Annotated in this window: 29 protein-coding genes and 1 other annotated feature; of the genes, 5 read left to right on the top strand and 24 right to left on the bottom strand. The window is 44.4% G+C overall.

What is annotated here, in order from left to right; translation table 11 throughout:
• The 24 genes from CHH91_RS05185 to CHH91_RS05070 form a co-directional block, all read right to left on the bottom strand.
• Positions 1–548, bottom strand: a 548-nt coding sequence (locus CHH91_RS05185; RefSeq protein WP_141234132.1) for a LysM peptidoglycan-binding domain-containing protein, incomplete at its 3' end; no start/stop codon positions are given.
• Between the two features lie 89 nt (positions 549–637).
• The gene (pheA, locus tag CHH91_RS05180) at positions 638–1501 is read right to left on the bottom strand and encodes a prephenate dehydratase (RefSeq protein WP_095222414.1); all 864 of its coding nucleotides are present in this window, start codon (positions 1499–1501) and stop codon (positions 638–640) included.
• 18 nt (positions 1502–1519) lie between these two features.
• Complete coding sequence (locus CHH91_RS05175; RefSeq protein ID WP_038561641.1) at positions 1520–1969, bottom strand: ACT domain-containing protein; 450 nt, start codon at positions 1967–1969, stop codon at positions 1520–1522.
• Positions 1970–1996: 27 nt separating this feature from the next.
• The gene (gene obgE, locus CHH91_RS05170; RefSeq protein ID WP_095222413.1) at positions 1997–3277 is read right to left on the bottom strand and encodes a GTPase ObgE; all 1281 of its coding nucleotides are present in this window, start codon (positions 3275–3277) and stop codon (positions 1997–1999) included.
• 9 nt (positions 3278–3286) lie between these two features.
• The gene (locus CHH91_RS05165) at positions 3287–3820 is read right to left on the bottom strand and encodes a Spo0B domain-containing protein (protein ID WP_176465681.1); all 534 of its coding nucleotides are present in this window, start codon (positions 3818–3820) and stop codon (positions 3287–3289) included.
• Positions 3821–3949: 129 nt separating this feature from the next.
• Complete coding sequence (rpmA, locus tag CHH91_RS05160) at positions 3950–4240, bottom strand: 50S ribosomal protein L27 (RefSeq protein WP_038561650.1); 291 nt, start codon at positions 4238–4240, stop codon at positions 3950–3952.
• Between the two features lie 14 nt (positions 4241–4254).
• Positions 4255–4584 carry a ribosomal-processing cysteine protease Prp gene (locus CHH91_RS05155; protein WP_095222411.1) on the bottom strand — a complete coding sequence of 110 codons (330 nt, stop codon included), beginning with the start codon at positions 4582–4584 and terminating at the stop codon, positions 4255–4257.
• Between the two features lie 8 nt (positions 4585–4592).
• Positions 4593–4901, bottom strand: a complete 309-nt coding sequence (gene rplU / locus CHH91_RS05150; protein WP_038561656.1) for a 50S ribosomal protein L21 — start codon at positions 4899–4901, stop codon at positions 4593–4595.
• A gap of 13 nt (positions 4902–4914) precedes the next feature.
• Positions 4915–4984, bottom strand: a sequence feature (ribosomal protein L21 leader region).
• Positions 4985–5020: 36 nt separating this feature from the next.
• The gene (locus tag CHH91_RS05145; RefSeq protein ID WP_095222410.1) at positions 5021–6433 is read right to left on the bottom strand and encodes a ribonuclease E/G; all 1413 of its coding nucleotides are present in this window, start codon (positions 6431–6433) and stop codon (positions 5021–5023) included.
• 8 nt (positions 6434–6441) lie between these two features.
• Positions 6442–7296, bottom strand: coding sequence for a M50 family metallopeptidase (locus tag CHH91_RS05140; protein WP_095222409.1), 855 nt, complete (start codon positions 7294–7296; stop codon positions 6442–6444).
• Positions 7283–8047: a M23 family metallopeptidase gene (locus tag CHH91_RS05135; RefSeq protein WP_095222408.1), complete on the bottom strand. Its 765-nt coding sequence runs from the start codon at positions 8045–8047 to the stop codon at positions 7283–7285. The genes CHH91_RS05140 and CHH91_RS05135 overlap by 14 nt, the downstream gene beginning before the upstream one ends.
• A 99-nt stretch (positions 8048–8146) precedes the next feature.
• Positions 8147–8896, bottom strand: coding sequence for a methyltransferase domain-containing protein (locus CHH91_RS05130; protein ID WP_095222407.1), 750 nt, complete (start codon positions 8894–8896; stop codon positions 8147–8149).
• A gap of 154 nt (positions 8897–9050) precedes the next feature.
• Positions 9051–9656 (bottom strand): trimeric intracellular cation channel family protein, encoded by a 606-nt coding sequence (locus CHH91_RS05125; protein ID WP_095222406.1) that lies wholly within the window; start codon positions 9654–9656, stop codon positions 9051–9053.
• A 77-nt stretch (positions 9657–9733) separates the two neighbouring features.
• Positions 9734–10531, bottom strand: coding sequence for a septum site-determining protein MinD (minD, locus tag CHH91_RS05120; protein WP_095222405.1), 798 nt, complete (start codon positions 10529–10531; stop codon positions 9734–9736).
• On the bottom strand, positions 10524–11210 hold the full coding sequence (minC, locus tag CHH91_RS05115) for a septum site-determining protein MinC (protein ID WP_095222404.1): 687 nt from the start codon (positions 11208–11210) through the stop codon (positions 10524–10526). The genes minD and minC overlap by 8 nt, the downstream gene beginning before the upstream one ends.
• A gap of 35 nt (positions 11211–11245) precedes the next feature.
• Entirely contained in the window at positions 11246–11785 is a 540-nt protein-coding gene (gene mreD, locus CHH91_RS05110) for a rod shape-determining protein MreD (RefSeq protein WP_095222403.1), read from the bottom strand.
• Positions 11785–12681 carry a rod shape-determining protein MreC gene (gene mreC / locus CHH91_RS05105; RefSeq protein ID WP_095222402.1) on the bottom strand — a complete coding sequence of 299 codons (897 nt, stop codon included), beginning with the start codon at positions 12679–12681 and terminating at the stop codon, positions 11785–11787. Before mreC ends, mreD begins: the two co-directional genes overlap by 1 nt.
• A gap of 12 nt (positions 12682–12693) precedes the next feature.
• Positions 12694–13734 (bottom strand): rod shape-determining protein, encoded by a 1041-nt coding sequence (locus CHH91_RS05100; RefSeq protein ID WP_095222401.1) that lies wholly within the window; start codon positions 13732–13734, stop codon positions 12694–12696.
• A 246-nt stretch (positions 13735–13980) separates the two neighbouring features.
• Entirely contained in the window at positions 13981–14655 is a 675-nt protein-coding gene (gene radC, locus CHH91_RS05095) for a RadC family protein (protein WP_095218269.1), read from the bottom strand.
• Between the two features lie 165 nt (positions 14656–14820).
• Positions 14821–15648: an SPOR domain-containing protein gene (locus CHH91_RS05090; protein WP_095222400.1), complete on the bottom strand. Its 828-nt coding sequence runs from the start codon at positions 15646–15648 to the stop codon at positions 14821–14823.
• Between the two features lie 216 nt (positions 15649–15864).
• The gene (locus CHH91_RS05085; RefSeq protein WP_095222399.1) at positions 15865–16635 is read right to left on the bottom strand and encodes a prepilin peptidase; all 771 of its coding nucleotides are present in this window, start codon (positions 16633–16635) and stop codon (positions 15865–15867) included.
• 278 nt (positions 16636–16913) lie between these two features.
• On the bottom strand, positions 16914–17441 hold the full coding sequence (locus CHH91_RS05080) for a YceI family protein (RefSeq protein WP_095222398.1): 528 nt from the start codon (positions 17439–17441) through the stop codon (positions 16914–16916).
• A gap of 106 nt (positions 17442–17547) precedes the next feature.
• A complete protein-coding gene (locus CHH91_RS05075) occupies positions 17548–19287 on the bottom strand; it encodes a sensor domain-containing diguanylate cyclase (RefSeq protein ID WP_095222397.1) in 1740 nt (579 codons plus the stop codon).
• A gap of 50 nt (positions 19288–19337) precedes the next feature.
• Entirely contained in the window at positions 19338–20573 is a 1236-nt protein-coding gene (locus CHH91_RS05070; RefSeq protein ID WP_095222396.1) for a bifunctional folylpolyglutamate synthase/dihydrofolate synthase, read from the bottom strand.
• Between the two features lie 112 nt (positions 20574–20685).
• On the opposite strand from CHH91_RS05070, the gene CHH91_RS05065 reads away from it, so the two are divergent.
• The 5 genes from CHH91_RS05065 (at position 20686) to CHH91_RS05045 (ending at position 24450) form a co-directional block, all read left to right on the top strand.
• Complete coding sequence (locus tag CHH91_RS05065) at positions 20686–21579, top strand: ATP-grasp domain-containing protein (protein WP_095222395.1); 894 nt, start codon at positions 20686–20688, stop codon at positions 21577–21579.
• Positions 21576–22424 carry an ATP-grasp domain-containing protein gene (locus CHH91_RS05060; RefSeq protein ID WP_095222394.1) on the top strand — a complete coding sequence of 283 codons (849 nt, stop codon included), beginning with the start codon at positions 21576–21578 and terminating at the stop codon, positions 22422–22424. The genes CHH91_RS05065 and CHH91_RS05060 overlap by 4 nt, the downstream gene beginning before the upstream one ends.
• Positions 22425–22426: 2 nt before the next feature.
• The gene (locus CHH91_RS05055; protein ID WP_176465680.1) at positions 22427–22939 is read left to right on the top strand and encodes a 2'-5' RNA ligase family protein; all 513 of its coding nucleotides are present in this window, start codon (positions 22427–22429) and stop codon (positions 22937–22939) included.
• A gap of 118 nt (positions 22940–23057) precedes the next feature.
• Positions 23058–23849: an ABC transporter ATP-binding protein gene (locus CHH91_RS05050; RefSeq protein WP_095222392.1), complete on the top strand. Its 792-nt coding sequence runs from the start codon at positions 23058–23060 to the stop codon at positions 23847–23849.
• A gap of 331 nt (positions 23850–24180) precedes the next feature.
• On the top strand, positions 24181–24450 hold the full coding sequence (locus tag CHH91_RS05045) for a phospholipase (RefSeq protein ID WP_095222391.1): 270 nt from the start codon (positions 24181–24183) through the stop codon (positions 24448–24450).
• Positions 24451–24499: the final 49 nt, after the last annotated feature.

Genomic DNA, 24499 nt, shown 5'->3' with positions numbered 1-24499 from the left:
TTCCACCCTCCAGGCATCGGCGTACCGCCGTATCCTGGCTGCTGTATCAGCCAGCTACCGTGCTGCGGCGCCTGCTGCCAGGCACCTTGATGGGGTTGATAAGATGGAAAGCCATGCATCTGCTGGCCTGGCGGCATTTGTGTAATCGGCTGCGTAGGAAGAGCCCCCATGTACGCTTGCTGCTGCGGCAGATTAGGAATGGAACCTCCACCTTGACCTGGCATAGAGATTTGCGGCATCTGCGGCATAATAGGATATGGAGTAGCAGACATGTCATCCTCTTGGATAGGCGGTGTATTATGGAACGTCGGAGCTGGTGTTTGTTGTCCTGCATTTACAGGAGGAGTACCTCCTTCCGCTTCAGAGCGCAAGACCGCTTCCGTAGCTACTGCTTTTGCTGTTGACGGTATTTTGAGCTTCATTCCTGGCACCGCAAGCTCCGGTTCACGGATATGCCCATTCAATTGTCGTAATTCATCAAAGCTTACACCGTATTTTCTTGCGATACTCCACATGGTATCGCCTTTCTGTACAATATGAATCTTCAAAACTGAAACTCCCCTTTCATGAACTCACGCACTACTTCACCATCTTATGCATCAAATTCAAAAAGGTTGAAATAGAAAAAGCCGGCACGCTATAAATTCGCTCCGGCTTTTTTCTCATATTGATGAATCGGGTAGCTTCCAAGTACCGTCAGACTGCAGCCTAATGCTGTAAGTTCCTGCTGGACACCTTGAAAGAGTATATCCTCCGCTTCACATGTAACATCCATGATGAAAAAGTAATTTCCCAGTCCAGTTTTCATCGGTCTGGATTCAATCTTCGACATATTGATCTTCCGCCAAGCAAATGCTGCCAATACTTGATGCAGTGCACCTGCGTAGTCACTAGGAAGCGTTACGTACAAAGACGTTTTTCTGTTACTTCCTGAAACGATTGTATCAGGAACCTTCGCTGCAGGGTCGGCCAAGATAAAGAAGCGTGTGTGATTATTTGCATAGTCATGGATATCTTCTTGTAAAATCGTCAGACCGAATTCTTTCGCAGCCAGTTCATTGCCGATCGCAGCGGCAGCCTCCTCCATTCCAGCAACCATCTCAGCCGCTGTACCAGTGGAGGAAGTAGCATGGGTAACTGCTTGCGGGAGCTTCGTATGCAAAAACTGATGACATTGTGCAATCGCATGACTATGGGAGTATACCGCTTCAATTTCACTTAACTCCATGACATCCTTTGTCAGTAAATGCTGTCTTATCGGTATGACAATCTCTCCGACAATCGGCAGTTTTGCTTGATGGATCAGATAATCCATCGTTATTGGCACCGTACCTTCAATCGTATTCTCGACTGGAACGACACAATAATCCATTTCCCCGTTTGTGACAGCATCCATACATTGCGGAATCGTCGCATAGCTGTATGCTTCTTCCCCAGGGAATAACGCATCTACTGCCATTTTCGTGAATGTTCCCTTTGGTCCTAGATAACTGATCTTCATATTCCTCTGCTCCCTTGCCTAAGCTTCCGAACTCAAAATCTCTACTTTATCTACATATGCTAAAGCTCTCAGTTCATCAAGCAGCGACTGGATATCGGTATGCATACCAGCCGTATTCAATGATATGGTTACGTTGGCTCTTCCTTGCAGGGGTATCGTCTGGTGAATTGTCAGGATGTTTCCACCTGACCTAGCTACGATAGCCAATAGCTCAGACAGCGTACCAGTCCGATCCTCTAAGTGGAAGAATAGGGTAATCATCCGCTGCTTCACCATGGCGCGGAACGGGAATACCGCATCCCGATATTTATAAAACACACTGCGGGAAAGGTCAACCTGCTGCACTGCATCGAAAACAGAAGCAACTTTTTTCCGCTCCAGCAGTTCCTTTGCCTGTAATGTTTTTTTCATCGATTCCGGCAGTACATCACTGCGTACGAGGTAAAATTGTTCTTCCTTCTCTGCCATGCTATCCCCACCTTGGCTCACACAGAATCAATCTATAAATTCAAACTCAAGTTCCAATAGACGGATTATATCGCCGTCTTTAGCTCCTCGCTTGCGTAATGCTTCATCTACGCCCATCGCGCGCATCTGTCTAGAAAAACGTCTTGCAGCTTCATCTCGATTGAAGTCCGTCATCTTGAACAGCTTCTCGATCGGTTCTCCATACAAGACGAATGCTCCATCCGGATCGCGAGTGATTTCGAATGGTTTCTCGGATTCCTCGAAACGATACACAACACGCTCTGTCTGTTCCTCGACTGGCTTTTCGGTTTTCGGAATCTGATCCAGTTTGTCTGCAATAGCGTACAGCACATCCTGAAGACCATCTCGAGTAATCGCTGAAATCGGGAATACGTCAATGTCTGCTGGTACCTTCTCTTTGAAAACGACCAGGTTTTCTTCTGCTTCCGGAATATCCATCTTGTTTGCGATGATGATTTGCGGTCGAGTTGTCAGGTCCTCATTATATTTCTTGAGTTCCTCATTTATCGTCACATAGTCATCGTACGGATCACGACCTTCAGTCGAAGCCATGTCGATTACGTGGACAATAACACGAGTACGCTCTACATGTCGCAGAAACTGATGTCCCAGTCCAATCCCTTCATGCGCTCCTTCAATCAATCCTGGCAAGTCAGCAAGTACGAAGCTGCGCTGGTCTTGTGTTTCCACAACGCCCAGGTTAGGAGCAAGCGTCGTAAAATGATAATCCGCAATTTTCGGTTTTGCTGCACTAACGACAGATATGAATGTGGATTTACCCACACTCGGGAAGCCGACTAGACCGACATCCGCGATCAACTTCAGCTCAATCTGCAGATTACGCTCCACACCTGGTTCACCATTTTCGGCAAAGTCAGGAGCAGGGTTGCGCGGTGTAGCAAATCGTGAATTTCCGCGACCGCCGCGGCCGCCTTTCGCTATAACTGCTTCTTGTTCATGTTTCGTCAAATCCGCAATTACTTCTCCCGTATCTTCGTCACGAACAAGCGTACCTGGTGGTACTGGCAAGATGAGCGGCTCTGAATTTTTTCCGTGCTGCCCTTTACTCATACCATTTTCACCGCGTTTTGCTTTGAAATGGCGCTGATAACGGAAATCCATTAATGTGTTCAAACCTTCGTCAACCTTGAAAATGACATCTCCGCCATTTCCACCGTCTCCACCTGCCGGACCTCCAAGCGGAACATATTTCTCTCTGCGGTAAGCAACTAAACCGTTACCGCCATCGCCTGCTTTTACAAATACTTTGACCTGATCTACAAACATGGTTTCACCTCATATATTGCACGCCAGTACGATGGTACAGCGTGATTTCTTCTCTGGCAATGATTCGATTTTCACTTCCCGGACACATTCCTTCTGGCCGATCAATTGTAAATTATCCCAGCCAGTAAACGTCCCGACAAACGACATTTCTATGACCGGCTCTTCCTGCCGCGTCTTTACATGGAGCAAGCCTTCATACAATTCCATCTCTTGTGCACTTTCACTTAATGCATCCACTACTGTTTCTAAGTTTTCTCGAATCCTCTTGTCATATTCCCAAATCTTCGGTATAGGCTCGTCCACTTGGAATTTAATCCGAAACTGAGAGTAGGTCCAGTTGAAAGAGAGAATCCAGACGAAAGTCTCTGGAATGTTCAGATTGGAGAGCTTTCGCTCCTCATCTGCCAAGTGAATGGCTTCCTCGATTTTTTCCTGTACCTTTTCATCCTTACCTAATTTAGAATAGCTATGTAGGAGTTGGAGCCGATTCATCCATTCATGGCGTGTAAATCCTAACAGCGTCATCACTTCATGATATTCCAACCGTATTCCTCCTTTACGAAAAAGAAGTGGAGAGGGCAACTCCTTTTTCATACTCAACAATATGTGGTGCAATAGATGTGGATTAGAAAAAAAGACTCTAACCCGAAGGCTAGAGTCTCTCTTCAAACATTAAGCTTCTTGAGCTACCGGATATACGCTGACCTTTTTACGGTTACGGCCATAGCGTTCGAATTTAACAACACCATCGATCTTAGAGAACAATGTGTCGTCTCCTCCTTTTCCAACGTTTGTTCCTGGGTAGATTTTCGTACCGCGTTGACGGTAAAGAATGGATCCGCCAGTTACAAACTGACCATCAGCGCGTTTTGCGCCTAGGCGTTTGGATTCAGAGTCACGTCCGTTTTTGGAGCTACCAACACCCTTTTTGGATGCGAAAAACTGCAAATCTAAACGTAGCATAGTGGTGCACCTCCTTATTGTTCGATGATTCTTATATGCTTGCCATAGTCCTGTTCAATCGTTTGGAGCGAGACGAGCATGCCTTCCAGCAGAAGAGACGCTTTATCTAGCTGCTCCTCAGACAATTGATCGGGAAGTACTACATGTAGATACCCACCGTCGCCGCCCTGCTCTACCTCTGGCTCAAACTCACCGAGAACGAAAAGGCTGTTCACTGCTCCAAAGCTTACTGCCGAAACAGCTGCACACACAAGATCATAGCCATAAGGGCCGCTCTCCGCATGTCCGCTAAGCTCAAAGCTGTGAATATCTTCATCGACACGGTTTATTGTAACAGTTATCATGGTTCGCCTTACGCGTTGATTTTGCCGATTGTCAATTTAGTGTAAGGTTGACGATGGCCTTGTTTGCGTTTGTAGTTTTTCTTCGCTTTAAACTTGATCACGTTGATCTTTTTAGCGCGGCCTTGCTTCTCAACAGTTGCAGTAACCGTCGCACCTTCAACGAATGGAGCACCGATTTTAACATCGTCGCCACCAACTACCAATACTTTGTCAAAAGTAACTTCCGCACCGTTCTCTCCGTCCAATTTCTCAACGTAGATAGTTTGTCCTTCTGTTACTTTAACTTGTTTTCCACCAGTTTCAATAATTGCGTACATGTAACGCACCTCCTCTTAAACTCAGACTCGCCATCACAGGCGCTCGTAAGCTTGAAACCTGATCTGCGCGGTTGTAGCACGGGTGCTAACCTCGTGTAACATACTGATGTTATCACACTTCAAAAAAGATTGTCAAGACTATCTAACCCATCTCTTCTTACAGTTTCCATATCTGTCTCCGTCAGTTTGAGTTCATTTGTATCCTGGAAATTCACAAATACGGCTTCATAGGCAGGATTGCTGCCTGTCAGCTTAAGAAAATGATTGATCTGTTCCTTTCTGCCTGAGAGAAGATATATCTTGTCTGCTGACAGACTAATGATTTCCCGTTCAAGCAGAAAACATTTCGTCTCAAAGGATAAACCTCTGAGGATCGGAGCTTGCAGCTGTTCCATTAAGGACGGCCGTTCTCGTTTCCTCGACATTTCCAAAAGGCCAAGCTTCGTAAATCCATAGACTTCCGTCCGCCGTGTATCCTGCTGGAGTGCTTGCCGAAAAGTTTGCAAAACAGCGCGCTGTTGATCCGGCCGTTTCATGGATACAAAATCTATCAGTATGATCCCTGACAGATTGCGCAGTTGAATTTCCCGGGCAATTGCCTTTGCCGCCAGCTGATTGACCATGACAGCTGTCTGATTTTTATCCGAATGACCTGTGTAGCCGCCACTGTTTACATCAATGACCGTCATTGCTTCTGTTTGATCGATATGCAAGGTGATGCCTCTGTCAATACTCGTAATCGGCGAAACCAGACGGTCCCAAAGTACAGACAGCGGCTGAGGCAGGAGTGTTTCTGCCTCTCGTTCCCACCTGATCTTCTCGCTAAGCTCTGGATATTGCTGGCGAAGCTGTCTCGCTTCGAACCCATCATCTACCACGACCTCACCTAAAGTTCCTGCTGGAAAGCGACGGAGCAGCTGATCTGGAATAAGAGCATCTCGGAAAACAACCGCAGGCGGATTAACTTTCTGCGCTGACAAAGCACGCCACTTATCTCGGAGACGCTCCAGTTCTTCCAACAAAACTTCTTCTGATAATCTATCTGCTTCTGTACGTACAATGACGCCTTCTCCTGGTGTCAGGAGATTCGTCATCTGTGCTTTCCATTTAGCTGCTCTCTCTTCCGGCAATTTCTTAGATACAGCTACGTAGTTCCCATCCGGCAAATAAACGAGGCCGGTCCCCGGAATAGTGATAATAGCGGAAAGCTTCGCCCCTTTTGTACCATAGGCGTCTTTTTGTACTTGAACGTAAAGAGCCTGTCTCTCCTGTATTACCTGCTCGATACGGAGCGATTGATCTTGTTTGCATGCTGGAACTTCCTCACGCTGCAAAAATCCTTGCCGGTCTTCTCCATAATCGACGAAGGCCGCCTGCAGGCCGTGATCCACATGCCGTATAATTCCTTTATAAATGCTTCCAACTTTCGAGCCCATACCCGGCCGATCCAAGAACACTTCCTGCACTTGGCCGCGATTCACTGTTAAAGCTGCTTTTTCTGTTCCTTTGAAAAACATATATAATGATAGCATTGCTTTCCTCACTGTCTGTTTTGTTGCAGAATATCCGCCACTGTACAATGTGCCTGTTTCCGCTTGAAGTACATATCACTGCATTGCTGTTCGTCCAGTAATGCATTTTTCCCCTTCACTACAATTATATGCCGCCTGTTTCTCCTGTATTGTGACAGTACATCCAGGAGAGCCGTTTCCGATGTAGCAAAAATCGGCGTGCTGATTCCAGCATTCGTCCCGTATGTAGCACGCTGCAGCAGGAAACGCAGAAAGACATAATAGCGTCGTTTCCATTCTAGCCGATTTTCCCACAATAGAAAACAGAGAAGGCTGACTGTACTCAATGTAAATGGCATGGCCATGCACACATACAGAAGAACAGCTGTACCAATCATCCAGCTGACAAGGATAAGGGTGGTATGAGCCTTCCGGTAGGGCATTTGCAAGGACAGTAATAATCCAATCAATTTACCGCCATCAAGCGGCCAAATAGGCAGCAGGTTAAAAAGAAGAATGGTCGTATTATACATATAAGCTGTCTCCAGTACGGATTGCGGTATAGATATAGCAGAAAGGCTGTATAGCGCCGCATACAGAATTAGGTGGACAGCTGGTCCTGAAAGAATCACGATTGCTTCTTCCAGAGCCCTTCGATTTCCTTGTTCATCGGTTTCCATCACACCGCCGAAAACCCATAGCATGATACGGCGGATACGCCAGCGAAAATGACGTGCCGCCAAATAATGTCCCATTTCATGCAGCAGTACTATGATGAATAGAATAAGTACTTCCATAAGCATCCCGGTCAATACAGCAAGCAGCAGGAAACCCCAGAATACCGGATGTAAGTGAATCGGCGGCAGCCAATCATGGCGCGTCAACTTCTGCCTCCTGGATTGGATTCAAATACTTATTCCCCTGCTGCAAGGCAAAATAGACAGACTGGGCATTTTCTGCATTCGGTACAAATTCACCTATTTTTTCATTGGCCCCGATTCTCTGGTATTGATTCACCTCAATAGCATGCAAATGGCCATAGATACTTTTGCTTTTATCTGCATGCTGGAGAATGATGGTCTTACCTGTATCTTGATCATTCCCTGCGAAAATGACGATCCCTTCGTCAACTGCTACCACGTCGGATTGCTGCGATGATTCGATTAGAATCCCCTCTTTTGATTCTTCAAATGGCTGCACGACGGTTCCATTCACCGGCATCGCCTGTGCTTCTACAGTATCAGTACTATCACCACCAGGGCTTAGCGCCACTGGATCACCGAATCTTTCCTGATACCAGCTATTCACAGTAGCGAAAGGAAACTCTTCCGTCAATGCTGTCAGTACTGTTGCCTTTGTTTTTTCGATAATCGGATGGTCAGCTTGCAGGTAGATGGCCGTCCCAAAGAACAGACTGGCAGATACGATCAGCCGCAACATGAATCGAGAAGCAAATTTCGAATTATCCTTCGAATTCGGCGGATCATATTTTGGATGCGGCGGGAACCCATGAGATTCTTCTTCATCCACTGGAAATGATCTAACTGTATTTGCCATGCCTTTCTGAATTTGTTCCCCTTTCATACGTTTACGTTCAGCAATTCCTTTCCGTACCGAATGCAGATTCTTGCCCATAATAAGAACCCCTCTCCCCTTCTTTGTACAAGTCTATGAAGTAAGAGGACGAGTTATTAAAACAAGCGAAAAAAGCCTCCCAATAAGGGAGGCGATACATCACTTCGATCTAGCGGCTAAAAGGAAACGATGCTGCCGAACGTTTAAATAACCATTTTTCTCTATAAAAAGATGCATCTCGAACAGAGCATCCCGATAAGCATCCACTGTGAATTGCGGCACTTGCCAAGGAATAGCCTTCAAATAGTAGATGACTGCTCCTATGTCATAAAAACGCATGGACGGAAATGCTTCTGCCGACTCTAGTATGGTAAACCGATCTTCCAGTTCCTCGACAGCTGTCTGCCGACTCCAATTTTCGAAATCCGGGTTGAGCGGCGCTCCCAGGAGTTGATTGAGTTCTTTAGAATCAGTACCTCCTACTTGTTGCGTAAGGAAAATGGCGTTTTGTTTCACCACTCTCCATACTTCGCTTACATCGTAAGATTCATGTTTGTTCAGTATAACCTCAAATGATTCATCCAAGAATGGCAATTGGTCGTCTTCCTTAATTTGGACGACATCTACTCCTAATGGTGAAAGTCTGTTTCTGGCGATTGGCACATTCGGCAGATAGCTCTCTGTCGCCACGGTATACTCCGGAAGCGGCAGCAGCTTAGACAAAAACTCTCCTCCGCCGGTTCCCATATCAAGTGCACTCCCGGCACCGAAAAGATATTTCCGTGCTTTACTGCCATAGGACCATGGCAAAGGTTCATATTGAACTCGGCCTGTATCCTCGACATAAGAAAAATCCCATCCTGTGAAGGCTTTGACGCTGTCTTCCAATAACAAATTAAATAACCCCATCGTTCTCCTCCTTTACTTGTGGGCTAGTGTTCAAGTAAATCAGGGAGGAGAGCGTATATTATGGCTGCCCCGTTGTTATGGATGATGCTCCTTGTCCATAGTCATCCTCTTTTTTCCTAATTATAACAAAAAAAGACCAGCAATTTGCTGATCTTCATTGATAATGCATTTTCGGAACAGGCAGCTGCCATTTCCGATGGAAGGAAAAAATACGCAGGAAAATGATGACTGCAAACAAAGCATAAAGCAAAACGGGATGATCAGAAGCTCCAAGCCCAATGACAAGTCCCGCCAATGCAGCCCATGTTCCGTAGATTTCTGCTTTGAAGACATACGGCTTCCTGCCGGCCAGCACATCTCGAAGTATGCCGCCTCCGCTTCCTGTCAGGAATGCAGCAACCATTATGGCTAGCAGACTATGATCAAGACTGGCAGCATGCAGCGCTCCCTGAATGGCAAATGCCGCCAAACCTATTGCATCAGCATACAAACCTGCCTTTTTCCATGAATAGCTCATAAGCTTTGGGAAAATCAAAATGATGGTAATGGAAATAAGTGAAATATAAAATAAAGTCGTTTGGGACCATAAATAAGAGACTGGCAATCCGATTAATAAATTACGAATCGCTCCTCCGCCAAATGCAGTCACAAAACCTAATATATAAACGCCGAACACATCATACTTCTCGTCCATGGCGACGAGGGCACCACTTATTGCGAAAGCAGCAGTACCGATAATACTGAAAATATCCCATGTCATGTTGTACATTCCCCTTGTTTGTAATGGAAATAAAAAAAACTCGTAACTCTTACCAGAGCTACGAGTTTACCATAAGTTCATTTACTTTTGGAAAAAAGTTTTTTCAACCGGCTGAACATGCCTTTTTCACTCTCAAAGCTCATAAGCGGCACTGACTCACCAAGAATGCGTCGTGCGATATTGCGATAAGCAATACTCGCTTTCGTATTCGGTTGAAAAGCAACCGGCTCCCCATGATTGGCAGCTTTGATAACTTCTTCATCGTCTGCAACAATACCGAGCAAGTCGATCGACAGTACTTGGACAATTTCATCCACTTCCAGCATGTCGCCTTCTTGCACCATATGATTGCGGATCCGGTTGACGATCAATTTAGGAGGTTCGATATCCTCCTGCTCCAGCAAGCCGATAATGCGGTCCGCATCACGTACACTAGGTTTTTCCGGTGTGGTGACGACAATCGCTTTATCCGCTCCTGCTACAGCATTTTTATAGCCCTGTTCGATACCGGCCGGACAATCAATGATGATGTAATCGAATTCCGGCTTCAGCTCGGCTACGATTTTTTCCATCCCATCGGGTGTCAAGTCCGTTTTATCGCTTGTTTGGGCAGCTGGCAGTAAGTAAAGATGATCGAAACGCTTGTCTTTGATCAACGCCTGTTTCAGCGCACATCTGCCGACAATTACATCGATGATGTCATAGATGATTCTATTTTCAAGACCCATCACAACATCAAGATTCCGCAGACCGATATCCGTATCAATCAAACATACTTTTTTCTCCATCAGTGCAAGCGCTGTTCCCAGATTGGCAGAAGTAGTCGTCTTACCTACTCCTCCCTTACCGGATGTAATAACGATTGCTTCACCCATTTAACATTCTCCTCTCGAAACTGCTGATGCCCGGACGTTTGCGAATTACTGCCTGCAAACGGTCAATGATAATCTTTTCCTGTTCATCATCGATATGTCCGCATTCCATATAAACACCATCTGTCTCATGATCGGGCGCGCGGCTGATATAATCCGCTATCCGAAGCTGAGTCGGATTCATATAGGAAGCAGCGATGACAGCATCAGCATTGCCTTCCTTGCCCGCATGCGCTATCCCGAGCAGATTCCCCATGACGAAAATATTTCCGGTAGCTGTCACACAGCCTCCGGGATTCACATCACCAAGCAGCAGTAAGTCACCCTTTACTTCCAGTACCTGACCAGAACGGACGACGCGGCTGACAGCCTTCACTTCCGCTTCTTCCTTCCACTCAGTCGCCGCTTGTTTCGTAATGACATCAGAATGGATGGATTCTATTTTTAATCGCTGTTTACTCGTAATCATCTTACGGAGGGTTTCCTCCTGCTCCTTGTACAAATACCTGTTACCTAATTGAATATGTACACCAACAAGGTGATCAGCCGAATCAATACGATTAGCAGCAAGCTTCTCCTCCAATTCCTTCAGCAATTCCTCGAAAGAGCAGGCATCATCCATATGCAAGGACAACCCTTCCCGGGTACCTTTTATCGTGATAATCTGTTTGTTTCCAATCAAGATGGTCACCTCCGTTCCTCGTCTGATTTTCTTCTCTATAAGCTAGTCGTTCTTCTAAGCTGCGAATCGGACCATTTCTGCAGAGGCTTGTGGAAAATCAGATACAAGATTACAAGCATGATAAGGTTGGCGCCAAGCGTCGGCAAGAGGCGGTGCAATAAATATGTACCGAATCCCAGCGGCGTGATGCCAATTAAATGATAGATAAAATAGCCGATTATATCGGCGAAAACAATCGACAGCATCCCCAGCACTGCAGCTACAAGGATATTCCCATGCAGCACTCTGCGCAGTTCCAGGATCAAGTAGATGCTGAATCCATATGTGAACATATAAACACCAAGCATATCTGTATAGACAATATCTTTCAGAAGCCCGAAAACAAGTGCATATAACAGACTGTAATACGAATTATCCAAGTCATAAAGCATTGCGATCAGTACAAGGAACAAAAGACTCCAATGCGGAATCAGCCAAGTGTCACCGCCAATGAACTGCTCTGGCAGCATGGCGGTGGCAACTCCTTCCAAACAAACGATCAAAAGCATAATCAGGGGCAAGTATAGCTTTTTCATCACAGACCCTCATCTCCGTTACTTGACGAGGCGTCTTCAGATGCAGCATCTACCACGATCACCTTTTCGATGTCATACAAGTCAGCTGTTGGTTTGACATGGACAGTTTGAGACAAACCATATTGGTCCAATTCAACAGAATCAACTTCCCCAATCGGAAGCCCTTCCGGGAATACACCACCCAGGCCAGAGGATAAAACTGTAGAACCTTTCTTCACTTCCAGTTCAGGTTTCACACCTGTAAACAGCAACATCCCATCTTTCTCATCATAGCCTTCGATCAAGCCGAAGATTGTGTCCTGCTCTTCACCGTCTTCGTTCTTTCCACCAGATATCTGAGCAGAAATACGATTAGTCTCGTTGAACCCACTCAACAATTGCACGGAAGAAGTACTGCGGCTGACATCCTCGATTTTCCCAATCATGCCACTGGCTGTCATCACAGCCATATTCGTCTCGATGCCATCGTCAGATCCCTTATCAATCGTCAGCTGGTCAAACCAGCCTTCTGGACTGCGTACGATGACATCAGCTGGAATAGGACTGTAATCCATCGACGTGTACTGATTGAAAGAATCATTGGTTGCTTTCAGGTCGTCGTACTGCTTTTCCAATTCCTGATAGCGGAATTGCAAGCCTTTGTAATCGTCTACTTTCGATTTAAGCACCTGATTTTCTTCGTAGGTGTTCTTAAGATCTTTAATATTCGTCACTACCGTAGAGGTGAACTGTGCAGGTTTGGAGAAGATATTCTGCACAAACCCTACGGTATCACTGATTATTTGTTCTGGTAATGTCTGGCTGCTCCGATCCCTGGTTGAAAAACCAATCAACCCGACTAGGATGATGATCGCAATCAGGAATAAGAACATCCTTTTTTTCTTAAAGAAATTCATAATTCACCCAACTTAATTTTTAGTAGCTTTGGAAAACACATGTGGATGCGAACGGAAATGCTCGATGAATTCAAGTGATTTACCTGTACCGATAGCTACACTGTCAAGCGGATTTTCCGCAACGAACACCGGCATTTTAGTTTCTTCGCTGATGACGCTGTCCAAATTGCGAAGCAATGCGCCGCCACCAGAAAGAACAATACCGCGATCCATGATATCAGCAGCCAATTCAGGCGGTGTTTTTTCCAATGTGAGTTTCACAGCATCCACAATCGCACTGACTGTGTCGGCTAAAGCTCCTGAGATTTCCTTCGCGCTCACACTGATTGTTTTCGGAAGACCTGTCAGCAAATCGCGTCCGCGAATTTCTGTTTCTTCATCTCCCTCCGGTACACCAGCATGACCAAGATCCATCTTCAATTGCTCTGCAGAACGTTCCCCGATCATCAAGTTGTACGTTTTGCGGATGTAATGGATGATTGCTTCATCCATATCGTCTCCGGCTGTACGGATCGATTGGCTTGTAACAATACCACCTAAGCTGATGATTGCAACTTCAGTCGTACCGCCGCCGATATCGACGATCATACTTCCAGTCGGTTCCCATACAGGGAGACCAGCACCGATTGCAGCAGCGAAAGGCTCAGCAATTGGGAAAGCATCCTTTGCACCTGCTTGTTTGGTTGCGTCGATAACCGCACGTTCCTCAACCATTGTGATACCAGATGGCACACAAACCATTACGTTAGGCTTCTTAGCGAATGAAGAACGATTACGCTGTGCCTGTTTGATGTAATACTTCATCATTGTCGCTGTTGTATCGTAATCCGCGATGACGCCATCCTTCATCGGACGGATGACACGGATATTTCCTGGTGTTCTGCCAATCATATTACGAGCGTCGCCGCCAACTGCCTCTACCTGGCCTGTTTCTACATTTGTCGCCACGACAGAAGGCTCACGGACGACTACGCCTTTTCCTTTTACAAAAACCAATGTATTTGCTGTGCCCAAGTCGATGCCCAGGTCTTGTGAAAAACTGAATTTCGCCACAATTAATTCTCCTTTTCCGAGTCCGTTCGTGTTTCAGCAAAGCTGTTACGCAGCAGTGCATACTTTTCATATATTGTCTCATTATGTTGTACTTTATCATATCAGATATTATATCCAATAGACATCGTTGCAAGGTAATAAAGCATACCATCAGAAGAAGCGCCAGCTAGTAAGGTGTACCATGCTAGGCGCTTCTCTACAAAGCTAGTTCCAATTATACGAGAAAACCAAAAAAATAGATAGTAATTACAGGTATCCTTTTTCCTTCAATGAAATAAACTTTCGGTCACCAATGACAAGATGATCCAAAAGCTCGATCCCAATCATCTTCCCGCACTCCAGCAATCGCTTTGTCACATGGATATCCTCCTGTGAGGGTGAAGGATCACCAGAGGGATGATTATGAGCACATATGATGCTGGCAGCAGAACGACGGACAGCTTCGCGGAATATCTCGCGGGGATGGACGATGGAGGCGTTGAGGCTGCCAATGAAGATTGTCTGACGATGGATGATATGATTCTTCGTATTGAGAAATAAGACGACAAAATGCTCCTGGCTTAGATTGCGCATTTCTTCCATTACATAATCTGCCCCGTCCTTTGGGCTTCGGATCGTGTAACGTTCTGCCGGCTTGTATCGATACAGTCTTTGCCCGAGTTCGATTGCAGCCAAAATAAGCACTCCTTTTGCAGTACCGATTCCTTTGATAGCTGTCAGCTCCTCAATGGTAGCATCACGCAGGAGCTGCAAACCTTCAAAATGCATCAAAAGCCGCTGCGCAAGCAATGTGACAGACTCGTCCTTCGTTCCGCTTCCTAATAGGATGGCGAATAATTCTGCATTGGACAAATGCGCAGGTCCTAGCTCCAGCAGCCTTTCCCGCGGACGATCCTCCTTTGGTACCGATTTTATAGCCATTTTAGTATGCAGCAAAAAACCGCCTTCCTTCTGACTCGGATTCCTGTGTGGCTGACAGGTTACGAGAAGCTTATCGGAAGACGGCTCACTATTCAAATTACTAAATAGAAATTTTAATAAGTTTCTCTATAAGATAATGAAGTAATTAGATCAAGAAAATCAAGTTCATTGATCTTCAGCAACTAGAGTGGCAGCTTCATGCCATACCGGCAGCAGCATACTAGCTGTAAATGTCCCTTGCTCCATAGCGCTGACTGCTTCATCAGATACTGCTTTGACACTCTTCGCTTCTTCTGGGATTTTCTCCTGCCAAGCTTTCCAAAGAGCCGCATCCTGGTTATCCCCTGCTGCAAGCAAAACAGCCAGCTCGTCCAGCCAAGCACTGCTGGCAGCCTCGACTCCAGGATCCCATTGCTTCACATAGCTTTCATATCCCTGCGCCTGCAGCTGGGAGCCAAGTGTGTCAGCTTCTTCCTGCGAACCTGCCATCCCTGTCAACAAGAAGAACTGGCCGTTCTTTTCCCATAACACTGCCGGGATCCCTGCATCAGCATACTTTTGTACAACATCCTGCCCGATATCTTCTTGATTATAGACGCCGCCCTGGACAACGTAAGCTGTCAGATCACCAAACGCTCCCGCATTAGCAGCGGCTTCCTTTGTCGCGATCGGGGCCGCCACACCGCTTGTCTCCGATTCAATACCTGCTGTATAACGCAGCAGCAGGAATCCTAACACAACTCCTATGAGCGCAGCACCAAGTGCAGCTGCAGCCAGCTTCTTCGCAAAAGGAGACAAAGATACTGCATTTTTCTCTGATTTCTTCTTATTCAGCTGATCCAATACAGGAACATCCTTTTCGACCGTTGCCGCCGCTTCTTCGTCATAAAGTGTGTAGCTTCCCTCACCGATCATCTCTTCTTTTGACTGCTGCTGTTGTTTCTTCGGCTTCTTACCGCCAATCTTGACGGAAAACCCCTTTTTCTCTTCCATCCTGGCACCTCTTTTATGATTGATTGGCTCAACTCTAGCACAGCTAATAATAGAAGTAAGAGAAATGCTGTCGAGACAAAAAAAGAGTGTTCGACAGGATGAACCTATCAAACACGCTTTTCTACGAATTAAGATGCAGGATTATAAAATACCCGTAAAGATATCGTTGCAATATAGCTGTTTTCCGAAGCATTTGTCACGTCGATTTGTTCTATTTTATTCACAAACTGATGTGAAGGTTAATTGACTATACCAACACATAAATGTATCACCGTGAAAATATGAAAATAGTGCTGCAGCTAAAATATATGGACCAAAAGGAATTAATTGGTTCCTCTTAATAACATTTATATAAAGAAGGAAAATACTAATTATCGCACCTAATATTGATGCAAATGCAAAAGTAAGCAAAATGCCCTTCCAGCCAAGTATATAGCCTAGCAGTACAAATAATTTTAAGTCTCCACCACCCATACCACCACGGCTTAATAGAATGACAAGGAAAAGCAGGATAAACGCAAAGACTGATCCGATTATGGAGTCCCACCATGGATCCAATGGAGTAATAAATCGAAGAACGATGAATAGAGGGAGGAAAAATAGAAGGACTTTATTTGGAATGAGTAGAAATCGTATATCCGTCACAAATAAAATTGCCCCGATTGATACCAATAGAAGAGCCAAACCGAGATCCCATCCTATATCGAACAAATAATAGCTGTAACCAAAAAGCAGACCGGTTGCAAGCTCATTCAAAGGATAGATAAGTGAAATATTCTGTTTACAGTTTCGACATTTACCACGTAATATCAGATAGGAAATGATAGGTATCAGATCATAGGGTTTAATTTGCTGCTTACAGTCCGGACAAATTGAACGTTCTGCCTTGAACATTCTCTCCTCAAGTATTCTCATGCCCACAACATTGTAGAATGACCCGAATAAAGCTCCTAGAACAACGAAATAAATCAAGAAAAAAACTGACATAGATCCACTCCTTTACAGAGATTACACGATAAATCATTTTCTAATTATTTCTGTGCCTCCTTTAATAATTCATTAGACTGCTCGCATATAACTTCCAATAAATTGTACCAAACTCTATTTAAAGGTTTTTTGATTAAGCTCAAATTTAACATTAATTACACAACTTACGTAGAGTCAATCTTAGTAACAGAGAACATAAACCCTACATCAGTAAATCGCTTGCATTCTTATCAAATAGAGAGATCTATCCCCCAGGGATAGGTCTCTCTATATCCTTCTTACTCCACTACAAACTCAAAGTCAGCAGTGAACTTCACATCTTTACCGATCAATACGCCGCCTGTTTCAAGTGCTGCGTTGTAAGTCAGGCCGTATGCTTCACGGTTGATTTTCCCTTCCACTTCGAAGCCGGCGATTGTGCTGCCGTCCATTGGGTTTTTGGAAGTACCGTTATATTCTACTTTGAATGTTTCTTCGTTCGTTACGTCTTTAATTGTGAAGTCTCCAGTGATTTCGAATTCATCATCGGATATTTTCTTCACGGATTTACTTTTGAAAGTCATGGCAGGATAATTCGCTGCGTCGAAGAAGTCCCCGGATTGCAAGTGGCCGTCGCGGTCCGCGTTGCCTGTGTTGATTGTAGCTGCTTGGATTGTTGCCGTAACGGATGAGTTATCCATATCATTCAAGTCTCCGCTGAATTGTACGTCGAAGTCTTCGAATTTCCCCTTTGCTTTCGAAACCATCATATGTTTCACCGTAAATGAGATGCTGCTGTGTGCTTTATCCAATTTCAAAACTGCCATGTTTGTTCCTCCTCAGTGGTATTTCTTTATTAAGTTACTTTATGTAAGTAACTATATATTAATCACTTCATTACGTCAAGCATTACTTTATAAAAAAACATTCCTTTTACGAAGGAATGTTTTCAGGCTTTTGATTCAGTTCATGGTAGATGCTTACTCGATTCCGCCCTTTTTGTTTGGCACCGACGTACATCGCGCGATCTGCATGCCGGACCAATTCCAAGTCATCTTCACTATTCTCCGGATAAGATGCTACACCAACACTGACTGTCATATTCAGTGTAACTGTCTGACCAGAATCTAATGTATTTTTTGTTTGGAAAGGCTGGGCAGTGATACAGCGCCATAGTGTATCTGCTACCTCAGCTGCTTGAGCGGAACTGCTTCCTGGTAAAATGACTGCAAATTCTTCTCCGCCATACCGTGCCAGCACTGCTTCCTCTTCCACAGCTTTTTCTAATCTGTCAGCAACCTCTCGAAGAATATCATTTCCAGCTTCATGTCCATACGTATCATTCACTTGTTTGAAATGATCCAAATCCATCATGATCAACGATACAGGACTTTCAGGAGCACCCTCCTGAAATAGTCCCTTGAGTGCATCATCGAAGTAACGGTAGTTATATAAACCGGTTAATGCACATCGTTCACTGATCTGCTTTGTTTGTTCATAATGCTGTGCATTGAGCAGACTTACAGCCATGAAATTCGCCAGCAGTTCAATCAGCATGAATTGATACTTCTCATAGATGTTCCGTTGTTCAGACAAAAGAACAAGGATACCTATTATTTCATTATCACGTTCTATCGGCAAACACATAAGACTTTCGCTATCGATTGGTGCTGTAACTTTCCATTTGTCAGCCCATTGTTTTCGTTTCCCATAGCGGACACCGGCGCCTTTTTTCCATACGAAACCAGCTATTCCTTCGCCTTCTTTCTTCCAATCACCTTGGTTGTAGAAGGAGCGCTTTTTCGGATCATACAATCGGATTAATTTCAGCTCCTCGCCATCTGTTACATCATACAGATAGGCTTGATCAGCCGGCACGAGCGATACTATCCGTTCCATAAACAGATCCAATGTCTCTTTCACATTTAGTTGAGCGGTTAATTCGTGCCCCACTTCACTGACATTGCGAAGATGCTCATTCATACTGCTGCTTCTGTAATAGAGACGCAATATATAGGATGTACTCACAATTGAAAAACCAATAAAGACAACCGCGACTCCACCAATCTGATGATAAAGAACGTGCAGAAGCAATGCAGCCGGCAGGATGTAGATAGTCGTCATGAACTCCCAGAAAAAACTGCGTTCAAAAAACTTATCTTTCTTTCCGTAGATATATCTTCTTGTCAGCGTAATCAGGATATGGTTCATCATGAACAGTGTCATGGAGTATGCAAGAATACCAATGATATGCAATGGTGTTTCCAATGCTTGAGCAGCGTCTCCCGGGAGGTCGAATAAACGATATACTCCCGCCGCAGATACACTCATAAGGAAAAACATTAGGTAATTCAGTGGTATGCGAAATAGGTCTTGTTTAGTCATCCGCACTTGCAGCAGCACAATTGTGACACTGATGGTGGTAATGATCAGTTCCACGAACAAACCAAAATTCAAATAAATGACAAGCGTAATACCGTTGAGGAAAAAGACTGGAATTTGGTTTATCATGATCGGAAAAAGCGCCACAATAATCGCCAATGCGGTGAATGCTCCTAAATCAAGCCAATTCAAATCATCCAAATTTGTCTGTCGATAGATTAGAAAAAGGGAAGCCGGCCAAATGATAGCCCAAGCTGCCCAGATCCATCGTTTCTTGCTGCTATTAACCATCTAGCTTCTTCCTTCCTATTACCCGCACAAAAATATTCAGATAATTTAAACTACCACATTTTTCTAATTTGAACAATATAGTTTCTGACTTGGTATATAAAATGCAGGGAACCTGTGACAAAATAGATTGTGTCTGTTTGGTAGTCTCCATAAATCTGCTTTACCCACTCCTGCCAATCGGCAACAACTTCCACTGCCGGAAATGCTTCTGACAAAGTCTCCAAATTTGCTGCACGTGGATGATCGAAAGTAGTCAAAGCTATGTTTGGTGTAATTTCTTGTAGCTGCTGAATCATCTGGGCAAATGGCTTGTCCTGAAAAGCACTGAACAAAATTACTATCCTGTTATTTGAGTGATTTTCCTTGACCGTTTCAATGAAAGCAGCCATTCCTTCTGCATTGTGAGCCCCGTCCAGGATGATTGCAGGTGCGTTTTCCACACGTTCAAATCGACCTGGAAGCTGCACCTGGCTTATAGCTTCATTCACTTTACCCGAACCTAGCGAGATTCCCTTCTCCTGCAGCAAACGACATGCCTCGGTTGCAAGCGCAGCATTCACTCGTTGATGAGCGCCCTTCATCTGTGGATCTATATGAAGTCGATCAGCATCCTTGGCGTCTATCCAAGTAATCGTTACACCTGCTCTATTCGCCTGGTTCTCTATAACTGCTCTTGCCTCAACTTGTGTTACTGCACTGACGACCGGAGCTCCCGCTTTTATAATACCTGCCTTTTCCTCAGCAATCTTTTCAATCGTATCCCCAAGGAAACGTTGATGGTCCAGGCCGACATTGGTAATAATGCTGAGTAAAGGCTGACGCAGCACATTCGTCGCGTCACCACGTCCGCCCATACCTGCTTCTATCACACTAATATCAGCATGCATTGCAAGGTAGGAAAAAGCGATACACACGTGAATTTCGAATTCACTCGGATGATTGTCCTGCTGGTCCATATCTTCTATAGTAGAAAGTAGTGCATTACATTCCGCGATGAACTCCTTCTCACTTATCCATTGGCCATCTACTTGAATGCTCTCCAGGAATCCGCCGGGGGTTGGGGAAATGAAACTGCCTGCTTTATATCCGTTATATGTAATTGCTTTGGCTAGATAAGCCGAAGTAGATCCTTTGCCATTCGTTCCAGCTATATGTATACTTTTCATTCGACGTTCGGGATTGCCTGATGCCTGCAGCAGCTGCTGCACCCGATGCAGTCCCGGTTTGATGCCAAGATGCCTGCGGCTGGCTAAAAAAGCTTCCGCTTGTGCTAGGTTTGCAAACATAAAGCATCTCCTTCCATGTATAATTGACTATTATATCAAACTAGTTTGTGCTGCCACTATAGAAATAATTTCTTCATTTGTTGGGCATCACCTAAAGAAAGGAACTACAGTTATGGCTACACCGAAACTTGGCTGGGTCATTTATAACGGCCATCTTGGCGGTAAGAAGTTTCTCGATTTTGCGGAATGGATACAGCGCGCTGCCAATGCCCAGAATATTGACATGAAAATCATTAAAAATAATGCGTTGCTGGGTATGGTTGGAGCAGACAAAAGCCTGCTTAAGGAAGAACAGCAGCTGCCGGACTTTGTCGTTTTCAGCGATAAGGATATTCCGCTTGCCCAGCAGCTCGAAGCAATGGGAATTCCACTATATAATTCCAGCAAATCGATCGCCGTATGTGACAATAAGATCCTTATGTATCAAGCATTAGCTGAAGCAAGCATTAGAATACCAAAAACGATTATCGCACCGAAAATTTTCCCTGGTACAATGCCAATACAATTGGATTCTTTTGAACCCGCAATGAAGGAACTTGGCTTTCCAATGGTCGTTAAGGAGGCTTTCGGGTCCTTCGGAGAACAAGTATATCTGGTTCATAATAAAGAGGCATTACATCAGAAAATCACCGAAATTGGCACTAACCCATTCGTCTTACAGGAATATATCCAAACAAGCCACGGCAGAGATATACGAATCAATATCGTCGGCGGCAAGATTGTCGCTTCCATGATCCGTACATCAGAGACGGATTTTAGAGCCAATGTTTCACGCGGAGGCAGTATGCAGCAGTATACACCAACAGAAAAAGAGTCCGAGCTTGCTATTGCAGCTGCCACAGCCGTTGGAACTGATTTCGCCGGGGTAGATTTGCTATTTGGTCCCGGAGGAGAACCGCTTGTATGTGAAGTGAATTCCAATGCGCATATTCGTTCAATCTACGACTGTACAGGTGTAGATGTAACGGAATCAATCATCTCTTACATTAAAGAGGTGCTATCATGAGAGGCTGGCTGATATACGATCGAGTGAATGCAGAACGTAATTCGGCTTTTATTGATTGGTTCCTTGAGGAAAGTGATTTGCTAAACATAGATTTACAGGTCATCTACACAGACGACATTCATGTGGTACTCCAAAATGGAAAAGTAGTTGTACATACAAAAGAAACACAGGAGCCCCCAGACTTCAGTATCGTGCGGACTATCGATCCGTTGTTGACCACACAGCTGCAGCAAGCGGGTATTGCCTGCTTTAATAATGCCGAGATTGCAGCTCTTACTAACGACAAAATTAAAACCCATCTCGAACTTGCAAAACTGGATATCCCGATGGTGGACATGCACTTTCAGACTAATGCCCCTCTACCTCAGCCGCCGCTAGACTTTCCTTTTGTATGGAAAACAGCCAGTGGCCGTGGCGGAAAAGAAGTTCATTTAGTTGAAAATGAAGCACAGTATAACGATTTACAGATGCAATATACAGATCAGTCTGTCCTCATGCAGCAGTTAGCACCAAGACCTGGAAAAGACGTACGTGTTTTTGTGATCGGAAAGGAAATCATAGCAGCTGTGCTCCGCAGCAGTGAGCAGGATTTCCGAGCAAACTATACTCTGGGAGGAAGCGCTTCCCTTTATACATTGAATACATCAGAGCAAAAGCTTGTCCAACGCATTGTCGATCATTACGACTTTGGCTTTGTCGGCATCGACTTTCTAATTGATGAAAATGGTGGCTTATTGTTCAATGAGATTGAGGATGTTGTCGGAAGCAGAACATTGAGTGCAGTAAGCGATGTGAATATCGTCCGGCTTTATTTGGAATATATACAGCAGCTTATGGAGGGATGACGTTGTATGCGATAATAGGTTATTTTGACGGCGTAACCGAAAATAAAATAGTGAAGTTGTGGGAAGAATTGCGTGAAAAAGAAATCACTGATTATCCTTTTCGTCGTAAGGGACACTTCCCCCACCTTACCTTCTCATCCTTCACTGAATTTAGCCCAGGTTTGTCACAAAAGATTGTGCGGTTAACGAATTCCTATGAAGCCCTCACCTTACGTTTTAGACTATTTGGCAGCTTTATGAGAAGTGATTCGTTTCTGCTGCTTCCCGATCCGAGCAGAGCATTAACTGAATTACACCGGGAAATCTTTAACTTGCAAGCTGTATCTTCTCTTTACACACCGGAAAATTGGATTCCGCATATGACAATTGCCAACCACCTTAACCCAGATCAACAGTCAGCTGTTCAGCAGCTGGCACAGCAAAGGATATATCCTTTTTCAGGGATCTTGACCAAATTAGCACTTATACAAATTACTGAACGTGAAGTAATTGCATTACAGATCATTTCATTATAGGAAGCTGCTTGCTAGTAAAGCAGTTCCCCATGCGCTAAATTATCTTAATGTTTCGATAATGATTACTCAATCTGATTTAATTAGCCTAATAGATAACAGCCTGCAGGAGGTAATGGATGTGATAGTTGAATTGAAGGATGTTTCTCTTAAAAGAGGCGGTAACTGGATTTTAAAGGATTTGAACTGGAAGGTGGAAAAGGGACAAAATTGGGTATTATTAGGGCTGAATGGCTCCGGCAAAACATCTCTGTTGAGTTTACTGAATGCCTACACCTTCCCCACTACCGGGAATATGCGTGTTTTGGGGATGGAATTTGGAAAGACTTATCTTGCCGAAAAACTGCGGATACAAATTGGCTTTGTTTCCTCTTCGCTCCAGCAAAGATTCGACTCTAGTGATAATGCTTTTGAAGTTGTACTTAGCGGTGCTTTTGCATCCATCGGGCTGTTCGAAACACCTACCGATGAGATGAGAACTAGAGCCGCACAGCTATTGCATGATCTTGGCTGTTTTGTTTATGCAAATCGCCGCTACGAAACGCTCTCGCTCGGAGAAAAACAGCGCGTTTTAATTGCACGAGCCTTAATGGCAGACCCGCCTCTGCTCATATTAGATGAACCTGCCAATGGATTGGACTTTTTAGCACGCGAATCATTATTGGAATCCATTGAAAGAATCAGTAAGAAACCTGATGCACCTACTATCATCTATGTAACGCATCATATTGAAGAGATATTGCCTATATTTCATCAAACACTTCTGCTTAAGGACGGGAAAGTATTTGCCTCTGGATGTACATCTAACATGATTTCCAGTGAACGGCTTTCAGATTTCTTCGGGATTCCAGTCAACGTCATGTGGGACCAGAGCCGTCCAGTCCTTTCTAGGGCGTATATGGCAAATAAGTAGAGTTGGCTAATCATTAGAGTGAAAATATGCTCTTTCTATATCCGGTAATCTTTGATAGTGCCTTAAGATACTTCAATGACTAAATATTCGACTAGTAAAAAAGCTGCTGATACGCAGTTTTTTTTATGCATGTAATTGCAGTTGAGATATCCATCCAATCTACGTAGTACTAACACTAGTCACACCCAAAAATATAATTGCATTTCCTTTATTCCCTTCTCTTCCAACAAAGAGCTGCCCCTTTTTTTATCTTAAAATGATAATCGCATATACATTTTATATGCATGATGAATAGGTTGGACTATAGAGTTTCTTATAAGGAGGAATAATAATGCCACGTTTCTGTATTTTCCCGGGATATAATTGGTGCGGTCCCGGTTGCAGCGGCCCTGGTGCTCCCGTAAATAGGGTAGATGCTGCATGTAAACAGCATGATATATGCTATCAAAAACATGGTAATCGATGTGAATGCGATCAGATGTTTTTGAAACGGCTGCGCCCTTTAATCAATTCCCGTACACAAGAAGGACGACATGCACAAACTATCTATAACTATATGAAGCTTCAAACAGCAATAACGTGCAGGAGATATAGAAAGTAACATCTATTTGAAAAGGAGTCAGTAGCAAATTAGAAAAAAGAATGCTGCA

The sequence above is a fragment of the Virgibacillus sp. 7505 genome, assembly GCF_002272135.1.
In the GTDB taxonomy this organism is placed as follows: Bacteria; Bacillota; Bacilli; order Bacillales; family Amphibacillaceae; genus Terribacillus.
This window is presented reverse-complemented; position numbering and strand designations above follow the sequence as displayed.